The sequence below is a fragment of the Shewanella sp. SM20 genome (assembly GCF_025654545.1).
Taxonomy (GTDB): Bacteria; Pseudomonadota; Gammaproteobacteria; order Enterobacterales; family Shewanellaceae; genus Shewanella; species Shewanella oncorhynchi.
This window is the reverse complement of the sequence record NZ_JAKKRK010000032.1, coordinates 18,794-33,944: the sequence shown is the minus strand read 5'-3', so window position 1 is coordinate 33,944 and position 15,151 is coordinate 18,794. Positions and strand designations below refer to the sequence as shown.

Here is a 15,151-nt window from a genome sequence, read left to right as displayed (position 1 = left end):
CAGTTCGGCGTAATGCTCTTCCTGCGAGACTCACGCTCTATCCGTTACTTTTTAATCCCACTCCCACTCAGCGTAGGCGGTCACAGTGAGCTTAAATGGTTAATGAGCTTGCTCGGCATCTGCGATAACTCCACCACATAATCTACCGCACGGCACTTTATTGCTTCTCGTGGCATGCCAAATACCACACAACTTTGTTCATCTTGGGCAAACGTAGTGACGCCTTTTTGGTGTAGCGCCACCATGCCTTCGGCGCCATCTTTGCCCATACCGGTTAAAATCATCGCGCTGATATTAGGCGCGGCACATTGGGCCAAGGCCGTAAACATCACATCGACCGAAGGTCTGTGGCCACTGACCTTTTCATCTTGGGTTAATTTGACTTTATAACTGCCACCCACTTTGATGATCTCAAGGTGATGATCCCCTGGTGCAACATAGGCATAACTGGGTAAGAGTCGTTCCCCATGCTCGGCTTCTTTGACAGTGATCCGTGACTGTCGGTTTAAACGTTCAGCAAAAGTGCGGGTAAACCCCGCGGGCATATGTTGGGTGATCACTATCGGCGGCATAGCCGCGGGTAAATGTTGTAATACATAAAGAATGGCTTCAGTACCGCCAGTAGATGCGCCTATCGCGACTAAATGCTGAGTCAGGGTTGTATTGGCCAATACTGGCCGCTTACTTGAAACAGGGCGTACTGGCTCAACAAATTTCTGCGGCTTGATGATTTTGGCTTTCGCGGCAGATTTGATCTTATCTAAAATCAAATCCTGATAATCATAGATACCTTGGGGCGAGTCTAATTTCGGTTTAGGGATAAAATCCACCGCGCCTAAGGCCAAGGCGTTAAATGTCGCATCAGCGCCCTGCTCGGTTAACGATGAAATCATCACTACTGCAGTGGGTCTGGCTTTCATCAAGCGGTCCAAAAATGTTAAACCATCTACTTTGGGCATTTCGATGTCTAAGGTAATCACATCGGGGCGAAATTGGTTCACCAGCTCCTTGGCCTCGTAGGCATCGGCAGCAAGCCCAACCAGAGACAGTTCAGAGTCAGCCTCAATCATTTTACCGAGCAAGCTGCGCATTAGCGCAGAATCGTCAACAACTAACACTTTGATCGTCATAACTTAATCACCAAATAGTTCAACGTCGCCGCCCGAAGGTAAATTACGAACCCGTAAACGGTACTCACTTTCCCTGTCAAGAATTGTGCTGTTATGCATGGATTTAATTTTGCGGACTTTCACTTTGCCCGAATGGGGGAAAAAATACACTTTGCGCGGATACACATCGAGTAAATCGGCAGCAACGATAGGGATATTTTCAAGATTGAGGTATTCAATCACAAACTCAGCATTACGCTCACCAATGTTGTGCACAGTAAAACTGCGTAACATATTGCCGCCCCCAAACACCTTAGCTTCGAGTGAATTACGCTGTGCGCCAAGCTTGAGCAAGTCGTTGATTAACAACTCCATGGCATACACGCCGTAACGGGCAGAATCGGCGAGCACCCCAGTACAATTGCTATTGTCACTTGGCAATAAAAAGTGATTCATTCCACCAATTTTGAGCTTAGGATCATACAAGCACACTGAGACGCAGGAGCCTAACACTGTTACTATCATGGTATCTTCACGGGTTGCAAAATACTCACCGGGTAATATTTTTACCGCATCGCAACCAAAATGATGATCGTGATAGCGATTCGGCTCCGCAATGGCATATTCGATATTAGGTTTTAGCACTCATAAGCCCCTTCACTGGCCGATAGGTTGTTTGACCAACGGCAGTGATGATTTGCGGGAACATATTAAAATTTTCCGAATGTCCCGCAATATAAAGCCCATCCTCGCTAAGGGAGTTCATCATGTGTTTTAATATGACTTCCTGCGTTTCTTTATCGAAATAAATCATTACATTACGGCAAAAAATCACATCGATTGGCGTTTTTAGCGGCCAAAAAGAATCGAGCAAATTAATGCGGGTAAACTTGAGCATCTGCTTTAATTCGGGCACCACGCGCACATTGCCCAACTGTGAACCGCGTCCGCGGTGAAAAAAACGTTTCTTGCGGATATCGCTAACAGTATCGATCCTGTCTAAGGGATAAATACCCATTTCAGCCTTTTTAAGCACGCCGCTGTCAATATCGGAAGCAATGATCTCGATAGGCGTTTTAAAACTGTTGAAATGTTCAGCGACGACAATCGCAATCGAGTAAGGTTCTTCCCCTGTGCTACTGGCCGCACACCAGATCCTGCGAGTATCAGGGTTATCGATTAAATACTGTTTTAACACCTCAAAGTGATGCGGTTCCCTGAAAAATGCCGTTTGATTCGTGGTTAACGCATTGATAAATTCTTGGTGTTCGTTTTCATGGCTTAGCAGATACTCAAAATAAGCCGAAAATCCGGCTAATTTCAATGTTCTGATCCGCCGCACTAAACGGCTATACACCATAGCATCCTTGCTATCGGCGAGTTTGATCCCCGCTAAGCGGTACAGCGTCGTCCTCGCGGTATTAAAGTGCACCGAGGTATAGGCAAACTCTCGTTCCAATGGTTTGTTTTCACTCAATTAAAATTCTTCCCATTCATCTTGATCTTGCTTAATGGGCTTCATCGCATTGGTTTTAGGTTTCTCTGTCACTCTGGCTCTTGCCATAGGTTGAAGCTGCTGTTTGATGGGTTTCATCGCCTTCGCTTTGGGCGCCGCTAATCTCGCGTTGCTGCGTCTTGGGGCTTCATCTTCGTCATCCACGCGAAAACTGGCAACACTGTCTGAGAGTTGCTGCGCTTGGGATTGCATGCTTTCCGCTGCGGCGGCCGCTTCTTCAACCAATGCCGCATTTTGTTGCGTCATTTCATCCATTTGCACTACGGCTTTGCTGATCTCATCGATACCGATGGCCTGCTCATTAGAGGCTGAGGCGATTTCCGCCATGATGTCGTTCACCCGTTTAATGGCGATGACGATTTCCTTCATGGTATCGCCGGACTTACCGACAAGGCTGTTGCCACTCTCGATTTTAGACACCGAATCCGAGATCAGTGCCTTGATATCTTTAGCGGCATTGGCCGAACGTTGGGCTAAGCTGCGCACTTCTGATGCGACCACAGCAAAGCCGCGCCCTTGTTCTCCTGCCCGCGCGGCTTCTACCGCGGCATTAAGCGCTAAGATATTGGTTTGGAATGCAATACCATCGATAACACCAATGATGTCGGCAATCTTACGCGCCGATTCATTAATCGATGCCATGGTCTGTACGACTTGTTGGATAAGCTCACCACCGTCCACCGCGACTTCAGCCGCTTTAGAGGCTAAGGCATTTGCTTGACTAGCGTTATCTGCATTGAGTTTCACTGTACCTGTGAGTTCCTCCATGCTGGCCGAGGTTTGCTCTAGGCTCGAAGCTTGTTCTTCGGTGCGGCTGGATAAATCAGCGTTACCTTGAGCTATTTCTGCCGAAGCGGTATTGATGGTATCCGCGGCTCGTTGAATATCTTGGATCATGAAGGATAACTTTTCAGCAGTTTGATTTGAGTAATTTTTCAAATCATCAAAGGTGCCTTCATAATCGTTATAAATGCGAGTGGTCAAATCGCCATCCGCTAGCGCCATCAGCACCCGCGCCACATCTTGCAATCCACGTTCCGAGGTTTCAATTAACGAATTTAAATTGTTCGCCAGCATTAAAAAGAAACCTTGCTTGCCATCTGTTTCCGCCCTTTGGGAGAAATCACCCGCCGCTGCGGCTGTGACTATGCGGGAAATTTCCTGCTCGGTTTGTACTTCAATGGTGCGGTCGAGCCATTCAACCACAGTGCCTAAGCGCTCACCTTCTTTAGACACAATGGGGCTGGCGGTTAAGCGAAAATGGCAACTCGCGACCTTAATAAGCGATTCATATTTACGGTCTAATTTATCGAGTAAACTTGCTTGGTGGGCAGGATTGCGGTGGAAGATATCCATCGAGCTGCCGAGGATTTTATCCACGGAAAAATGCGGTAAGGCTTGTCTGATCTCACTTTCAGAATGGCGCAACATAGTTTCGACCGAGCGATTCATATAAATGATCGTACGGTTAGCATCGGCTATCATGACGTTGGTACTGGTATTATTGAGCGCTTCGAGGATGCGCTGGGTTGCTCGCTCGGCTTCGATACTTTCGGTGCGATCTATCCACTCAACACCTGTACCTAAATGTTTATTTTCAGCCGTGATAATCGGCGTCAGAATCAACCTAAAAGTACGTTTGCCTATGGTGATTTGCGCAGTATGGGATTGAGTTAGGCGTTCTAATAAATTGCGCTGATGTGGAGGATTTTTATGGAAAATATCGATATTACTGCCGATCAGTTTGGCAACTGAGAACTGAGGTAACTCTTTACGAATATCGTCCTCTGCCTCTTGCAGTAAACGGACGACGGCTTTATTCGCATAAATAATATTACGCTGACTGTCAGCGATCATAAAGCTGTTGCCACTGTTATCAAGTAACTGAAAATAGCGCTGACGCTCTTCATCCCTTTGCTCACGCGCCTCATCATTGCCAAAAAAATTGAAAATACTCATTATTGTTACTCCTGATCAGTCAGACTATTTGCATCAATTAGACCCAGCTCATCACTGCTGATCAGAGCCTGAATATTTACTAAAATGATCATCTTATCCTCGACTGTGGCTAAGCCTTTGAGGTAGCGGCTATCGAACGCCACCCCAAATTCTGGGGCAGGTAAGATTTCCTCCGCCGACAGCTTAATCACATCGGAGACGGCATCGACCACTATGCCGACTATACGTTCAAACACATTGAGCATAATAACGATAGTGAACTCGTTATAAGTGGCGGTTCCAACAGCAAATTTCATCCGCAAATCCACTATGGGCACTATGTCACCGCGTAGATTAATCACGCCTTTTATAAAGCTAGGGGCGTTGGCGATTTTAGTGACCGACTCATAGCCGCGGATTTCTTTGACGGACATAATATCGAGGGCATAGTGCTCTTCGCCTAACATAAAGCTTAAAAACTCCACCTCATCATGGGCGTTGTATTCCACTTTGGCGGTCATAGTTGATCGACTCTCCATGGCTATTTCCTTAATTTTTAATGTGCAGAGCGAGTGATTCGACATCGAGGATCAACGCGACGCTGCCATCGCCCATGATGGTGGCGCCGGAAACACCGGGGATCCTGCGATAATGTTTTTCAAGACTTTTAATCACCACTTGCTGCTGGCCAACTAAGGCATCAACGCACAGGCCAAAGCGCTTGTGGTTGCTTTCGAGCAATACGACTATGCCCTCTTCTGGGCAGCGGGCATTGGGCTCAATTTCCATCAGCTGATAAAGATTGAGCAGAGGTAAGTACTCTTCACGTACTTTTAAGAGTCTTTCTTTGGCGAGAAATTTAAGTTGTTCCGTTTGCGGCTGAATAGATTCTATGATGTGCACTAAGGGCAAAATGTAGATCTGATTTCCCACAGAAACCGTCATACCATCGACAATGGCGAGCGTGAGTGGCAACTGGATTTCAAAGGTTGAGCCTTGGCCCTCAGTGGACTCAATATCAATGCGTCCGCCTAAGGCTTCAATATTACGGCGCACCACATCCATACCAACACCACGGCCTGACACATCAGTGACTTCCTCCGCGGTTGAAAATCCTGCGGCAAAAATCAATTGCCAAATTTGCTTGTCGCTACTGTTATCAGCCACTTGCAAACCGTTTTCCCGCGCCTTTTGAATAATGCGTTCACGATTTAAGCCTGCGCCGTTATCGTGCACAGCGATAACGATATTGCCGCCCCTTTGACTGGCTTTAAGGGATAACACACCCACTTCAGATTTACCCGCTGCGAGCCGTTTTTCAGGTTTTTCGATACCGTGATCTAAACTATTGCGCACTAAGTGAGTCAGCGGATCGACGAGCTTTTCAATCATGCCCTTGTCTATTTCTGTGTTGCCACCTTCAATCACGAGATTGACGTTTTTACCCAGTTGCTCAGAAAGGTCCCTTACTAAACGGTTGAAACGGTTAAACACAAAGGATACCGGCAGCATACGCACCGACATCACTGCCTCTTGCATCTCACGGGTATTACGTTCCAATTCATTGAGTGCGGTCTTGAGTCGCTCACCTAAATCGCCCATCATCTCGTTACCAATGAGAGTCAACATGGACTGAGTGATCACCAGCTCGCCCGCGAGATTAACCAAAGTATCTATTTTGGAGGTTTCGACCCTTAAGGTGGCATCCTGAGCCGACGCGGCTGTTTTTTTTGTCGCTGTTTTCACCTCTGTGGTATTGGGCTTTGGGGCAACGGATGAGTTTGATGTTGCGTTTGAACTCAGTATTGCAGACGAGCTTGCTTTCACAGAAGGGCTCGTGGGCACGGTTGAATCAGGTGTGGTGGGGTCAGTCGCGTTGGCTTTAAATAGGGTGTTTTTAGATTGGCTACTTCCAGTTTCCTTGGCTTGATGTGCTCGAGTGGTCGCTGGCTTATAAACCTTCTGCACTAGCGGTTTTGAACTTAATAACTCGATTTCATTGGCGAAGGATTCTGGCGTTAATGCTTCAAAAAAACCAAAGCCTAACTCATCATCGTCAATTGTCACATCACACAGCTCAGCATTACACTCTTTATTATTTGCCACACTGTCAGCGCTGATGTCTTCCGCTTGATAAGCCTCATCAAAAAATCCAAAGTCTTCACCTTCGATGGCAATATCACGTGCCATTTCATCTTCAAAAAATCCAAAACCCAGATCTTCTGCCGCCACTGCTGCGGTGAGTGTTGCATTTATGGTGGGAGTGCTAGCGACGTCTGTGCCGTTACGTATCGCAACTGATGAACTAAAAGGCTCACCATTTAACGCTGCAACCAACTGGCTTTTACTGTATTCGACCTCCTGCCAATCAATCTGCTCTTCTTCGCGGTACAAGCTCAAGATATGGGATAACGTGTCCACAGTACTCAGCAGTAAATCGATAATAGATGACGTTAATTGGAAGTTACCCTTACGCGTTTTATCCAGCAGGTTTTCCATCACATGGGTGACACTGGTTAATGCGGTAAAACCAAAAATACCACTGCCGCCTTTTATAGAATGTGCAGCACGGAAAATGGTGTTCAGTTCTTCAGGATCGGGAGAAGCAAGGTCCAATGCCAATAGCAATTGTTCCATATTTTCAAGATGTTCATGACTTTCTTCAAAAAAGACCTGATGGAACTCGGCCATATTGATGGACATAGCGCACCCCGTTGCAGTTAACCCAGCACTTTAGCCGTAATAGCCAACAACTTTTGAGGATCAAAGGGTTTTACCATCCATCCCGTCGCACCCGCGGCTTTCCCTTGGGCTTTCATGTCATCGCCCGCTTCCGTGGTGAGCATAATGATCGGCGTACGCATAAATGCCGACATAGCACGTAAGGATTTAATTAAGGTCAGCCCATCCATTCGAGGCATGTTTTGGTCTGTCAGAATGAAGTCAAATCTCTGCCCATTACAGATATCGAGTGCTTCTCGACCATCTTTGGCTAGTACCACTTGATAATTAGCCGATTTAAGGGTCGCTTCGACCATTTGTCGAATCGCTGCGGAATCATCAACAATTAATATTCTTTTACTCATGCGCTATTCCATTATGACTTTAGTTATATTCCCTGGCGGTACTAATTCGTAGGTCTTAGATAATGTTTTCACCAGTAAGAGACCGCGCCCAGACAACTGAGGAATGTCCGCCATCAAATTTTCATCACCCTCAAAGCCTTTGCCACTATCAGCCACGCTAATATGTAATTCATCCTGCAATGAACGCCAGATGATGCTCACTTTTACCCAATCATTTTCCGTGAGCCTATCTGCAAAACTGTCCCTAATACTATGGTACAGTTCGAAGCCTTCTGGATCATTTTTTAGTCGAGAATCTAATTTTAGTACACCATGATCAATAGCGTTGCTAAATAACTCTGCGACAACAGTAAAAACCCGTTGACAGAAATTAGTCGCAAATCCCAATATGCTGAGAAACTGATTCAATGAACTTAAATAATCAGCGCTGAGTAACATAGGCCCTGCAATGCTGACATCCCAGCAGAACTCACCATCCATAATGGCTTTAATACGATTGACATCACGATCTTGATGCCAAGTGTTTAATCGTTCGAAATCTAAGGTACAAATAGTGATGTCATCTGCAATATTTTCAGCAGAACAGTACTCATTCATATTGTTCTCTAAATATTTGACTAGACCACCGGACAAATGAATAAATAGATCTTTTAATTTATCAATGCCAAATGGATTGCCGTCATGGGTATATTGCTCTATTAAACCATCACTAAAAAGGCAAGCATGCCCATGGGATGGTAAATCAACCGTAACAATATCCGCTATAAAAGTATGCGGAGGTAAAATACCAAGAGCCATATTTGTCGATTTAAATTTATCAATGGATTGATTACTGACTGAACGAGAATGGTCAGTTTCTTTAATATTGTGGTTTGTTAAACAGTCAATTCCCCCCGTTTGAATATACACGGGGGGCATACCACCATTCCAAATGTGTAATTTATTACGATTAAAATCGGCTTCTAAAATAATACAGGCAACAAATCTGTCTTCAGGGTTTTCTCGGTGGAGCTTAGCATTCAGTTCATAAATAAACGTAACTAAAGAAAACCCCTTTGAAACCATGGCCCTAAATGTACTAGCAACACGCATGATGGGCATGGCTGCACTCAGGCCATGACCTGTAGAATCGGCAAGAATTAAGAAGAAATTGCCATTAGGCGCTATGCCATTGAGGATAATATCACCGCTAAAATTGGCACTGGCTTGGCAGTAAGTATGTACAAAATCAAAGTCAGTATTATCAATATTGACTAAGTGCTCAAATAAATGCCGGGCCATGTGTTCTTCTCGGGCCTTTTCATAAAGCATTTTTTCAAGTTCAATTCTTTGATGCTCTACTTTATGCTGAAGTTGAACCCGGGTAAGTAAACATTCAACCTTGTACCAAAATATTTCAACATTTATCGGTTTAACAACAAAATCCAAAACCCCCATTCTAAAACAGGCTAACACGGATTGATTTTCTTTTGTCTCGCTCATGACTATAACAGGTGTTTCTTTTTTATCCTTATTTAACTTGTCCAGTAACGCCAGTGCGGTACCATCCTTTAACCAATAGTTAATCAGAATTAAATCAACCGTATTTTGCGTTATTTCAAATAAACCTTCTTCTAGATCACTACAAACAATAACGTTGTAACCTTTGCTATGAATAAAGTCACTGATCCTTTGACTCGCAATAGCGTCATCATCGATAACTAAAATAAAATGTTCTGGCTGAGTAAGCGATACCATAATGAGTGTTACTCTATGATGTAGATTTTCTGCATATTGGCAATACTAAGGATTTCATTCGCCTGACCATGTGCACCTTTTACAGACGTAGAAATATGTAACTCCTGCGCCTTACGATGCAGCAGTACCATCATGCCTAAAGCAGAACTATCGAGGTAAAGCACTCGACTAAAATCTAAAATAATATGGTTAACCTCTGGAAGCGTTAAAATATCTTGATAATCACTGGTGAATTTCTTGTGGTAATAAAAGTCAAAGCGCTCTGGCAATGAAATAACTTTAATATTTGACATTGTGTTATCCCTAATTAAAAGAGTTCAATTTCACCACAGGTAATTTGATCCCTTGAAACGGGATTATGAGTCTCCTGACGTCGGCGACTCATTTGTATTGTGATGTCATCCCCCTTAATGCCAAACTCCTGTTGTGACATAGTGGTGACGCGATTCAGCGATTCTTTTAAATGGTTTAGGGACTGATTTGTGTAAATCAGGCTTTGGGAAGTAATATCACTGAACTGTAATCCCCGAATAGTATCCGAGATGGCTTGTTCTAGTTCATGTGCCGATGAATCGATACGTTCAATCACTTGAGAATCCTTCTCTGCTTTAACGATAATCTGCCTTAGTGCAGTATCTATATCCTTTTTTGCATCAATAATATAAGTCATATCTTGGTCGGCGACTTTACTCACGTGTACGGTTAATTGCTCAATCTGAATTTGAATTGATTTAAGCTGTTTTTGTATGCTTTCACTAAAACCTGCACTACGAGTGGATAAAGCGCGCACTTCATCTGCCACAACGGCAAAGCCTCTACCCGCATCACCCGCCCGCGCCGCTTCAATTGCCGCATTTAAAGCCAGCAAATTAGTCTGGGACGAGATTTGATCTATGTCTTGCAAGGCTTTCATCGCTTGAGGCATAGACTCGTAGATGAGATTCACTTTTTCCAACAACTCCATAGTTGATGCCGACATTTCTATGGTGGATTGAATAAAGCGCTCTAACGTCATTGAGGTATTGTTGGCAAATTGCTTCATTTGATCTGAATGGAATAACTCAGCATCATCAGTACTCTTAACGAGATCTGAAATAAATCCTGTCTGCTCCGTCATTAACCGCCCTAAACCATCGAATGACTCACCGAGCAAATTGACTGCGTCACCTTGCACCGCTAGCACACTGTCAATGTTAGCCTCGCAGCCGTTAAGTGTCGTGATTGACTCTTGATACAGATTGACATGGGCTTGCCAGTCCGCGGCAAGTTGGTTGTTGAAGGACTTATCATCATGCTGTTGAACTGACTGCATTTGCTTATGCTGATAAAATTGCCACAGCAACATAATCAACACAGAAATAACCGGACCAATAGCCCACAATGTCATCAAACTCAGCGAATATCCAACGCCTGCCGCGAGCACCGCAACGACCCCATCCTTGTATGTCATATGGACTTCACAATAATTGTACAGTGATTAAAAAGTAGTTTCATATTGGATGATTTTCAAACACGAAAGTGAAATTATTCACATTGTTACGTGTCGCAATGCGGAAAATGCAGTTATCGCGATAGAAATCCTCAGCATTGAGCGCTAATTCTCAGTAAATTGCCGTAAATTCATGATTTGCTAATAAACTTGTCTTAATGGAACCCGAAACTTAACTGTGCAGTCCTCATACCCTAGGTTACACTGGAAGCGTCATGGATTGGGATGGAATCGCTTATGAGTCAACGTACATTAAACTCCTTATTTAAACCGACTTCCGTTGCCATTATCGGCGCTTCGAATACCGAAAAACGCGCGGGTAATGTGCTGATGAAAAACCTACTATCGAGTGGTTTTTCTGGGCCTATCATGCCAGTCACCCCTAAGTATCGGGCAGTGATGGGTGTGCTCGCCTATCCCAATATTGAAGCCTTACCCATCAAACCGGATTTAGCGGTTATTTGTACCCGCGCTTGCCGTGTGCCCGCCATCGTTGAAACCCTTGCGCAATTTGGCTGTAAGGTGGCCATTATTATGGCAACAGGGATGGCGCAGGAATTTAACGAAGATGGCGTGAGCCTACTCGACCTTGCCATGCAAAATGCTAAGCGTTACGGGATGCGTATTCTGGGGCCAAATAGCTTAGGAATGCTATTACCCCCATTGGGATTAAACGCCAGCTTAGCCCACGCCAGCGCCCTACCGGGCAAAATAGCCTTTGTATCTCAATCGGCTGCTATTTGTACAACGGTACTCGATTGGGCCAATAACAAAGGTATTGGCTTTTCCTCCTTTATCTCCCTCGGTGATGCCACCGACATTAACTTTGACGAACTGCTCGATTTCCTTGGCCGCGATAGCCGCACCAGCGCCATCATGCTTTATATCGACTCGGTGAATGAGAAGCGCCATTTCCTCTCGGCTGCTAGAGCCGCTTCACGCAATAAACCAATTCTAGTGATTAAATCAGGCCGCAGCGCCGAAGGTGCCCGCGCCGCAAAATTGCATACAGGCGGTGTTGGCGGTAACGATGCAGTGTATGAAGCGGCGTTTCGCCGTGCAGGTATGTTGCGGGTTAACGATTTAATTGAACTGTTTGCCGCGGTTGAAAGTTTAGCGCATTCCAATCCGCTGCAAGGTGAGCGCTTAGGGATTATCAGTAATGGTGGCGGTCCTGCCGTATTAGCGGTGGATGAACTCATTATGCGCGGCGGTAAACTGGCGGAGTTATCAGAAGACACAATAGCCAAATTAGAAGCTGTGTTACCGAATACTTGGTCAAGGCAAAATCCCATTGATATTATTGGTGATGCGAACGCATCACGATATGCTAAGGCTTTGACTATCCTGATGGATTCCAATGAACTTGACGCTATTTTGGTCTTGCACTCCCCTTCAGCACTCGGTGAAAGTGTTGAGATAGCTGATGCTTTGGTGAGTGTGATCCACGCGCATCCCAAAAAGAATCGCCTCAATATTTTGACGAACTGGAGCGGTGAAGACTCGGCTTATCAGGCACGAAAACGCTTCACTAAGGGCGGTATATCCACCTACCGTACACCCGAAGGTGCTGTGGGTGCCTTTATGCACATGGTTGAATACCGTCGTAACCAAAAACTGCTGCAAGAAGTGCCGCAATCGATCCCCGATAATATTCCGACAGATAGCCTTACGGCGCGCAAATTACTGCAAGCGGCTCAAGCTAAAGGAAAATCGGTACTGGAAACCCATGAGGCCAGCCCTATTTTGCGTGCTTATGGGCTTAACACTATAGACACTTGGTTTGTGAAAGATGCCGATGAAGCGGTGGCCATTGCGAATGAAGCGGGCTATCCCTTAGCGTTAAAAGTGCAATCCCCTAACATCTTGCATAAGTCCGATGTGCACGGAGTGATGCTCAATTTAACCTCGGCTGAAGATATCCGCCACGCCGCGAATGCGATTACCCAGAGGGTGCATCAAGCCAATCCCGAAGCCATTATTGAAGGCATGATAGTGCAGAAAATGGCGTTGACCGCTGGCGCGCAGGAAATCCGCGTGGCCGTGATAAGCGATCCCGTCTTTGGTCCTGCGATTTGCCTTGGCGAAGGTGGCTCAGAATGGGACCCCACCAATGATGCTGCCGTTGCCCTGCCTCCCCTGAATATGGCACTGGCGCGTTATATGGTGATCCAAGCGTTAAAGACCCATAAGTTAAAGGACAGACATTTACCACTGGGTCTAGACATGAATGCCCTGTGCGTGATGTTAACGCAAATATCCCATATTATTATCGATTGCCCTGAAATCGCCTCGTTAGATTTAAACCCAGTACTGGCCGCGGGTGAAAACATCACTCTGCTTGATGTGAATATCCGTTTGCATGATGCCAATGCCGACAGTTCATCGCGGATGGCCATCATGCCCTATCCGAAGGAATTAGAAGAATTCGCCGAGCTAAAAAATGGCCTTAAGGTAATGCTAAGGCCGATTTTGCCCGAAGATGAACCTAAACATTTGGCCTTCGATAATTCGCTATCCGATGAAGACAGATACAAACGTTATTTTGGGGTGCGCTCGAAAATGACCCATGAAGAAATGGCGGTATTAACTCAAATCGATTACGCCCGTGAGATGGCCTTTATCGCCACGGCTAAGGGACCCGATGGCGATGACATCACCTTAGGTGCCGTGCGTGCGTCCATCGACCCTGATAATACCGAGGCCGAGTTTGCCATGGCGGTGCGTGGCGATCATCAAGGTATAGGGTTAGGTAAGTTGTTACTCGAAAAACTAATCAAATATTATCAGGCCAACGACACGCCCGTGCTCACCGGCTTTACCATGTTTGAGAATCGCAATATGGCCAGTCTTGCCAAGAGTCTCGGTTTTAAAGTGACCTTCGATATGGAGGAGCATTTGATCAAAATGCACATGGATTTAAAACCGCCCAGTGATCAATAGCACCTATCCAGACGAACAAAAACGCCGCAAATCATTGCGGCATTTTGTTATCCTAAGTAAATGATTATTTAACGAAATAGCGACCGAGCTAATACTTAACGCCTTGAAACATCGACACTTGCATCACATTCTCAGCCTCTAACACAGTTACGGCCTTCGGACTTAGCTTGGTACAGTGCTTTATCGGCGCGACTAAACAGCGTTTCAGCATCATCCCCCTGTTGCAATGAGGCCATCCCAATCGAGACAGTAATCGCGCCAAGGGAAAGCTTTTTGTCTTTCCCTACCGTTAAGCGTCGCTCAGAAATACGTTCACGCAGATTTTCAGCCACTTGCAATGCGTCGTGAAAATGGGTGTTAGGTAGCACCACCACAAATTCTTCGCCGCCATAACGCGCAACAAAGTCATCCCCACGCACACATTGCTTTAAGGCTAATGCGACATAGGCCAATACTTTATCGCCGGTCAAATGACCATAGGTGTCGTTAAAGGCTTTAAAGTTATCGATATCAATCAGTAAGAGACTACAGCGGGTCTGGTGATCTTGTGAACGGTAGATTTGATCCTGAATACTCAATTCATAGGCGCGGCGATTATGCAGAGACGTTAATTGGTCTGTCATCGCCGCGAGGCTAAGATTTTCCATTTCAGATTTAAGATTTTGCACTTCTTGACCCATGGTACACAGACTTTGCTCCATCTCACGGTTGTTGATAAGTAGCATCTGCATCTCATCAACCACACCATCAACCAGCTCGTTTAAGGTATTGATATCGGGATTAGTTTGTAATCGCAAACCAAACTCGGCTAATGAGCCAGAAAATGCCGCGGTTCCTTGACTCAACTGGCTGATTTTATTCAACAGGCTATTGATCAAGATTTGTGTTTCAATCTGAACATTTTCAATCACTTCTGGTGACTGTTCTTGGATAAAGGTTTTATAAAGACTGGTATTAACTTCCTTGGTAAAAGAGACAGAATTCGCCAAAAAACCATCAATCGCGCGATTTAAATCGAGATTTGTGCCTGCAAAATATTCATACCAAACAGTGTAATTTTCAGGAGTAACAGGAATATCGAGGGCAGACATTTGCGGCACGGCCAAACGCAAAATTTGCGCGGCAGAATCAAGTTCTTTATTTTCTGCAGTAGAAGACATAAATCGCGAACCATAGATTTGTTATGTTTTTGTATATATTAAGTTAACTCAACTGATTCAATTTGGATATGGGAGAAATCAATTATTATGACAGGGAGCAAAAGAAAAGAGGATGTTGCCATCCTCTTCCTCATCATGGTGTCGAACCAACTAGAACGAGCAAAACCTCGCGA

General features: G+C 45.2%; 12 protein-coding genes. 1 reads left to right on the top strand and 11 read right to left on the bottom strand.

The window, feature by feature from the left end:
• Positions 1 to 80 precede the first annotated feature (80 nt).
• Genes L5M18_RS14250 through L5M18_RS14205 form a run of 10 tightly spaced genes read right to left on the bottom strand, consistent with a single transcriptional unit; the run spans position 81 to position 10,836 of the window.
• Positions 81 to 1,130 (bottom strand): chemotaxis response regulator protein-glutamate methylesterase, encoded by a 1,050-nt coding sequence (locus L5M18_RS14250; protein WP_263197443.1) that lies wholly within the window; start codon positions 1,128 to 1,130, stop codon positions 81 to 83.
• Positions 1,131 to 1,133: 3 nt separating this feature from the next.
• Positions 1,134 to 1,754, bottom strand: coding sequence for a chemoreceptor glutamine deamidase CheD (gene cheD, locus L5M18_RS14245; RefSeq protein ID WP_105252529.1), 621 nt, complete (start codon positions 1,752 to 1,754; stop codon positions 1,134 to 1,136).
• The gene (locus L5M18_RS14240; RefSeq protein WP_028759906.1) at positions 1,741 to 2,586 is read right to left on the bottom strand and encodes a CheR family methyltransferase; all 846 of its coding nucleotides are present in this window, start codon (positions 2,584 to 2,586) and stop codon (positions 1,741 to 1,743) included. The genes cheD and L5M18_RS14240 overlap by 14 nt, the downstream gene beginning before the upstream one ends.
• Positions 2,587 to 4,584 carry a methyl-accepting chemotaxis protein gene (locus tag L5M18_RS14235; RefSeq protein ID WP_263197441.1) on the bottom strand — a complete coding sequence of 666 codons (1,998 nt, stop codon included), beginning with the start codon at positions 4,582 to 4,584 and terminating at the stop codon, positions 2,587 to 2,589.
• 5 nt (positions 4,585 to 4,589) lie between these two features.
• Positions 4,590 to 5,102: a chemotaxis protein CheW gene (locus L5M18_RS14230; protein WP_049821692.1), complete on the bottom strand. Its 513-nt coding sequence runs from the start codon at positions 5,100 to 5,102 to the stop codon at positions 4,590 to 4,592.
• A 10-nt stretch (positions 5,103 to 5,112) separates the two neighbouring features.
• Positions 5,113 to 7,266 (bottom strand): chemotaxis protein CheA, encoded by a 2,154-nt coding sequence (locus L5M18_RS14225; RefSeq protein ID WP_263197439.1) that lies wholly within the window; start codon positions 7,264 to 7,266, stop codon positions 5,113 to 5,115.
• Positions 7,267 to 7,283: 17 nt separating this feature from the next.
• Positions 7,284 to 7,649 (bottom strand): response regulator, encoded by a 366-nt coding sequence (locus tag L5M18_RS14220; protein WP_028759902.1) that lies wholly within the window; start codon positions 7,647 to 7,649, stop codon positions 7,284 to 7,286.
• 3 nt (positions 7,650 to 7,652) lie between these two features.
• Positions 7,653 to 9,386, bottom strand: coding sequence for a SpoIIE family protein phosphatase (locus tag L5M18_RS14215; RefSeq protein WP_263197438.1), 1,734 nt, complete (start codon positions 9,384 to 9,386; stop codon positions 7,653 to 7,655).
• Between the two features lie 8 nt (positions 9,387 to 9,394).
• The gene (locus tag L5M18_RS14210; RefSeq protein ID WP_028759900.1) at positions 9,395 to 9,679 is read right to left on the bottom strand and encodes an STAS domain-containing protein; all 285 of its coding nucleotides are present in this window, start codon (positions 9,677 to 9,679) and stop codon (positions 9,395 to 9,397) included.
• Between the two features lie 14 nt (positions 9,680 to 9,693).
• The gene (locus L5M18_RS14205) at positions 9,694 to 10,836 is read right to left on the bottom strand and encodes a methyl-accepting chemotaxis protein (RefSeq protein WP_263197437.1); all 1,143 of its coding nucleotides are present in this window, start codon (positions 10,834 to 10,836) and stop codon (positions 9,694 to 9,696) included.
• A gap of 276 nt (positions 10,837 to 11,112) precedes the next feature.
• Between L5M18_RS14205 and L5M18_RS14200 the strand changes: the two genes are divergently transcribed.
• Positions 11,113 to 13,818: an acetate--CoA ligase family protein gene (locus tag L5M18_RS14200; protein WP_263197435.1), complete on the top strand. Its 2,706-nt coding sequence runs from the start codon at positions 11,113 to 11,115 to the stop codon at positions 13,816 to 13,818.
• Positions 13,819 to 13,949: 131 nt separating this feature from the next.
• On the opposite strand, the gene L5M18_RS14195 is transcribed toward L5M18_RS14200, so the two are convergent.
• Positions 13,950 to 14,978, bottom strand: coding sequence for a GGDEF domain-containing protein (locus tag L5M18_RS14195; protein WP_028759897.1), 1,029 nt, complete (start codon positions 14,976 to 14,978; stop codon positions 13,950 to 13,952).
• Positions 14,979 to 15,151: the final 173 nt, after the last annotated feature.

What these genes read in the sequence shown, in the direction of transcription:
- L5M18_RS14215 (WP_263197438.1), bottom strand. Translation starts at nt 9,386, where the DNA reads ATGGTATCGCTTACTCAGCCAGAACATTTTATTTTAGTTATCGATGAT.
- L5M18_RS14235 (WP_263197441.1), bottom strand. Translation starts at nt 4,584, where the DNA reads ATGAGTATTTTCAATTTTTTTGGCAATGATGAGGCGCGTGAGCAAAGG.
- L5M18_RS14225 (WP_263197439.1), bottom strand. Translation starts at nt 7,266, where the DNA reads ATGTCCATCAATATGGCCGAGTTCCATCAGGTCTTTTTTGAAGAAAGT.
- L5M18_RS14250 (WP_263197443.1), bottom strand. Translation starts at nt 1,130, where the DNA reads ATGACGATCAAAGTGTTAGTTGTTGACGATTCTGCGCTAATGCGCAGC.
- L5M18_RS14200 (WP_263197435.1), top strand. Translation starts at nt 11,113, where the DNA reads ATGAGTCAACGTACATTAAACTCCTTATTTAAACCGACTTCCGTTGCC.
- L5M18_RS14195 (WP_028759897.1), bottom strand. Translation starts at nt 14,978, where the DNA reads ATGTCTTCTACTGCAGAAAATAAAGAACTTGATTCTGCCGCGCAAATT.
- L5M18_RS14220 (WP_028759902.1), bottom strand. Translation starts at nt 7,649, where the DNA reads ATGAGTAAAAGAATATTAATTGTTGATGATTCCGCAGCGATTCGACAA.
- L5M18_RS14230 (WP_049821692.1), bottom strand. Translation starts at nt 5,102, where the DNA reads ATGGAGAGTCGATCAACTATGACCGCCAAAGTGGAATACAACGCCCAT.
- L5M18_RS14205 (WP_263197437.1), bottom strand. Translation starts at nt 10,836, where the DNA reads ATGACATACAAGGATGGGGTCGTTGCGGTGCTCGCGGCAGGCGTTGGA.
- L5M18_RS14210 (WP_028759900.1), bottom strand. Translation starts at nt 9,679, where the DNA reads ATGTCAAATATTAAAGTTATTTCATTGCCAGAGCGCTTTGACTTTTAT.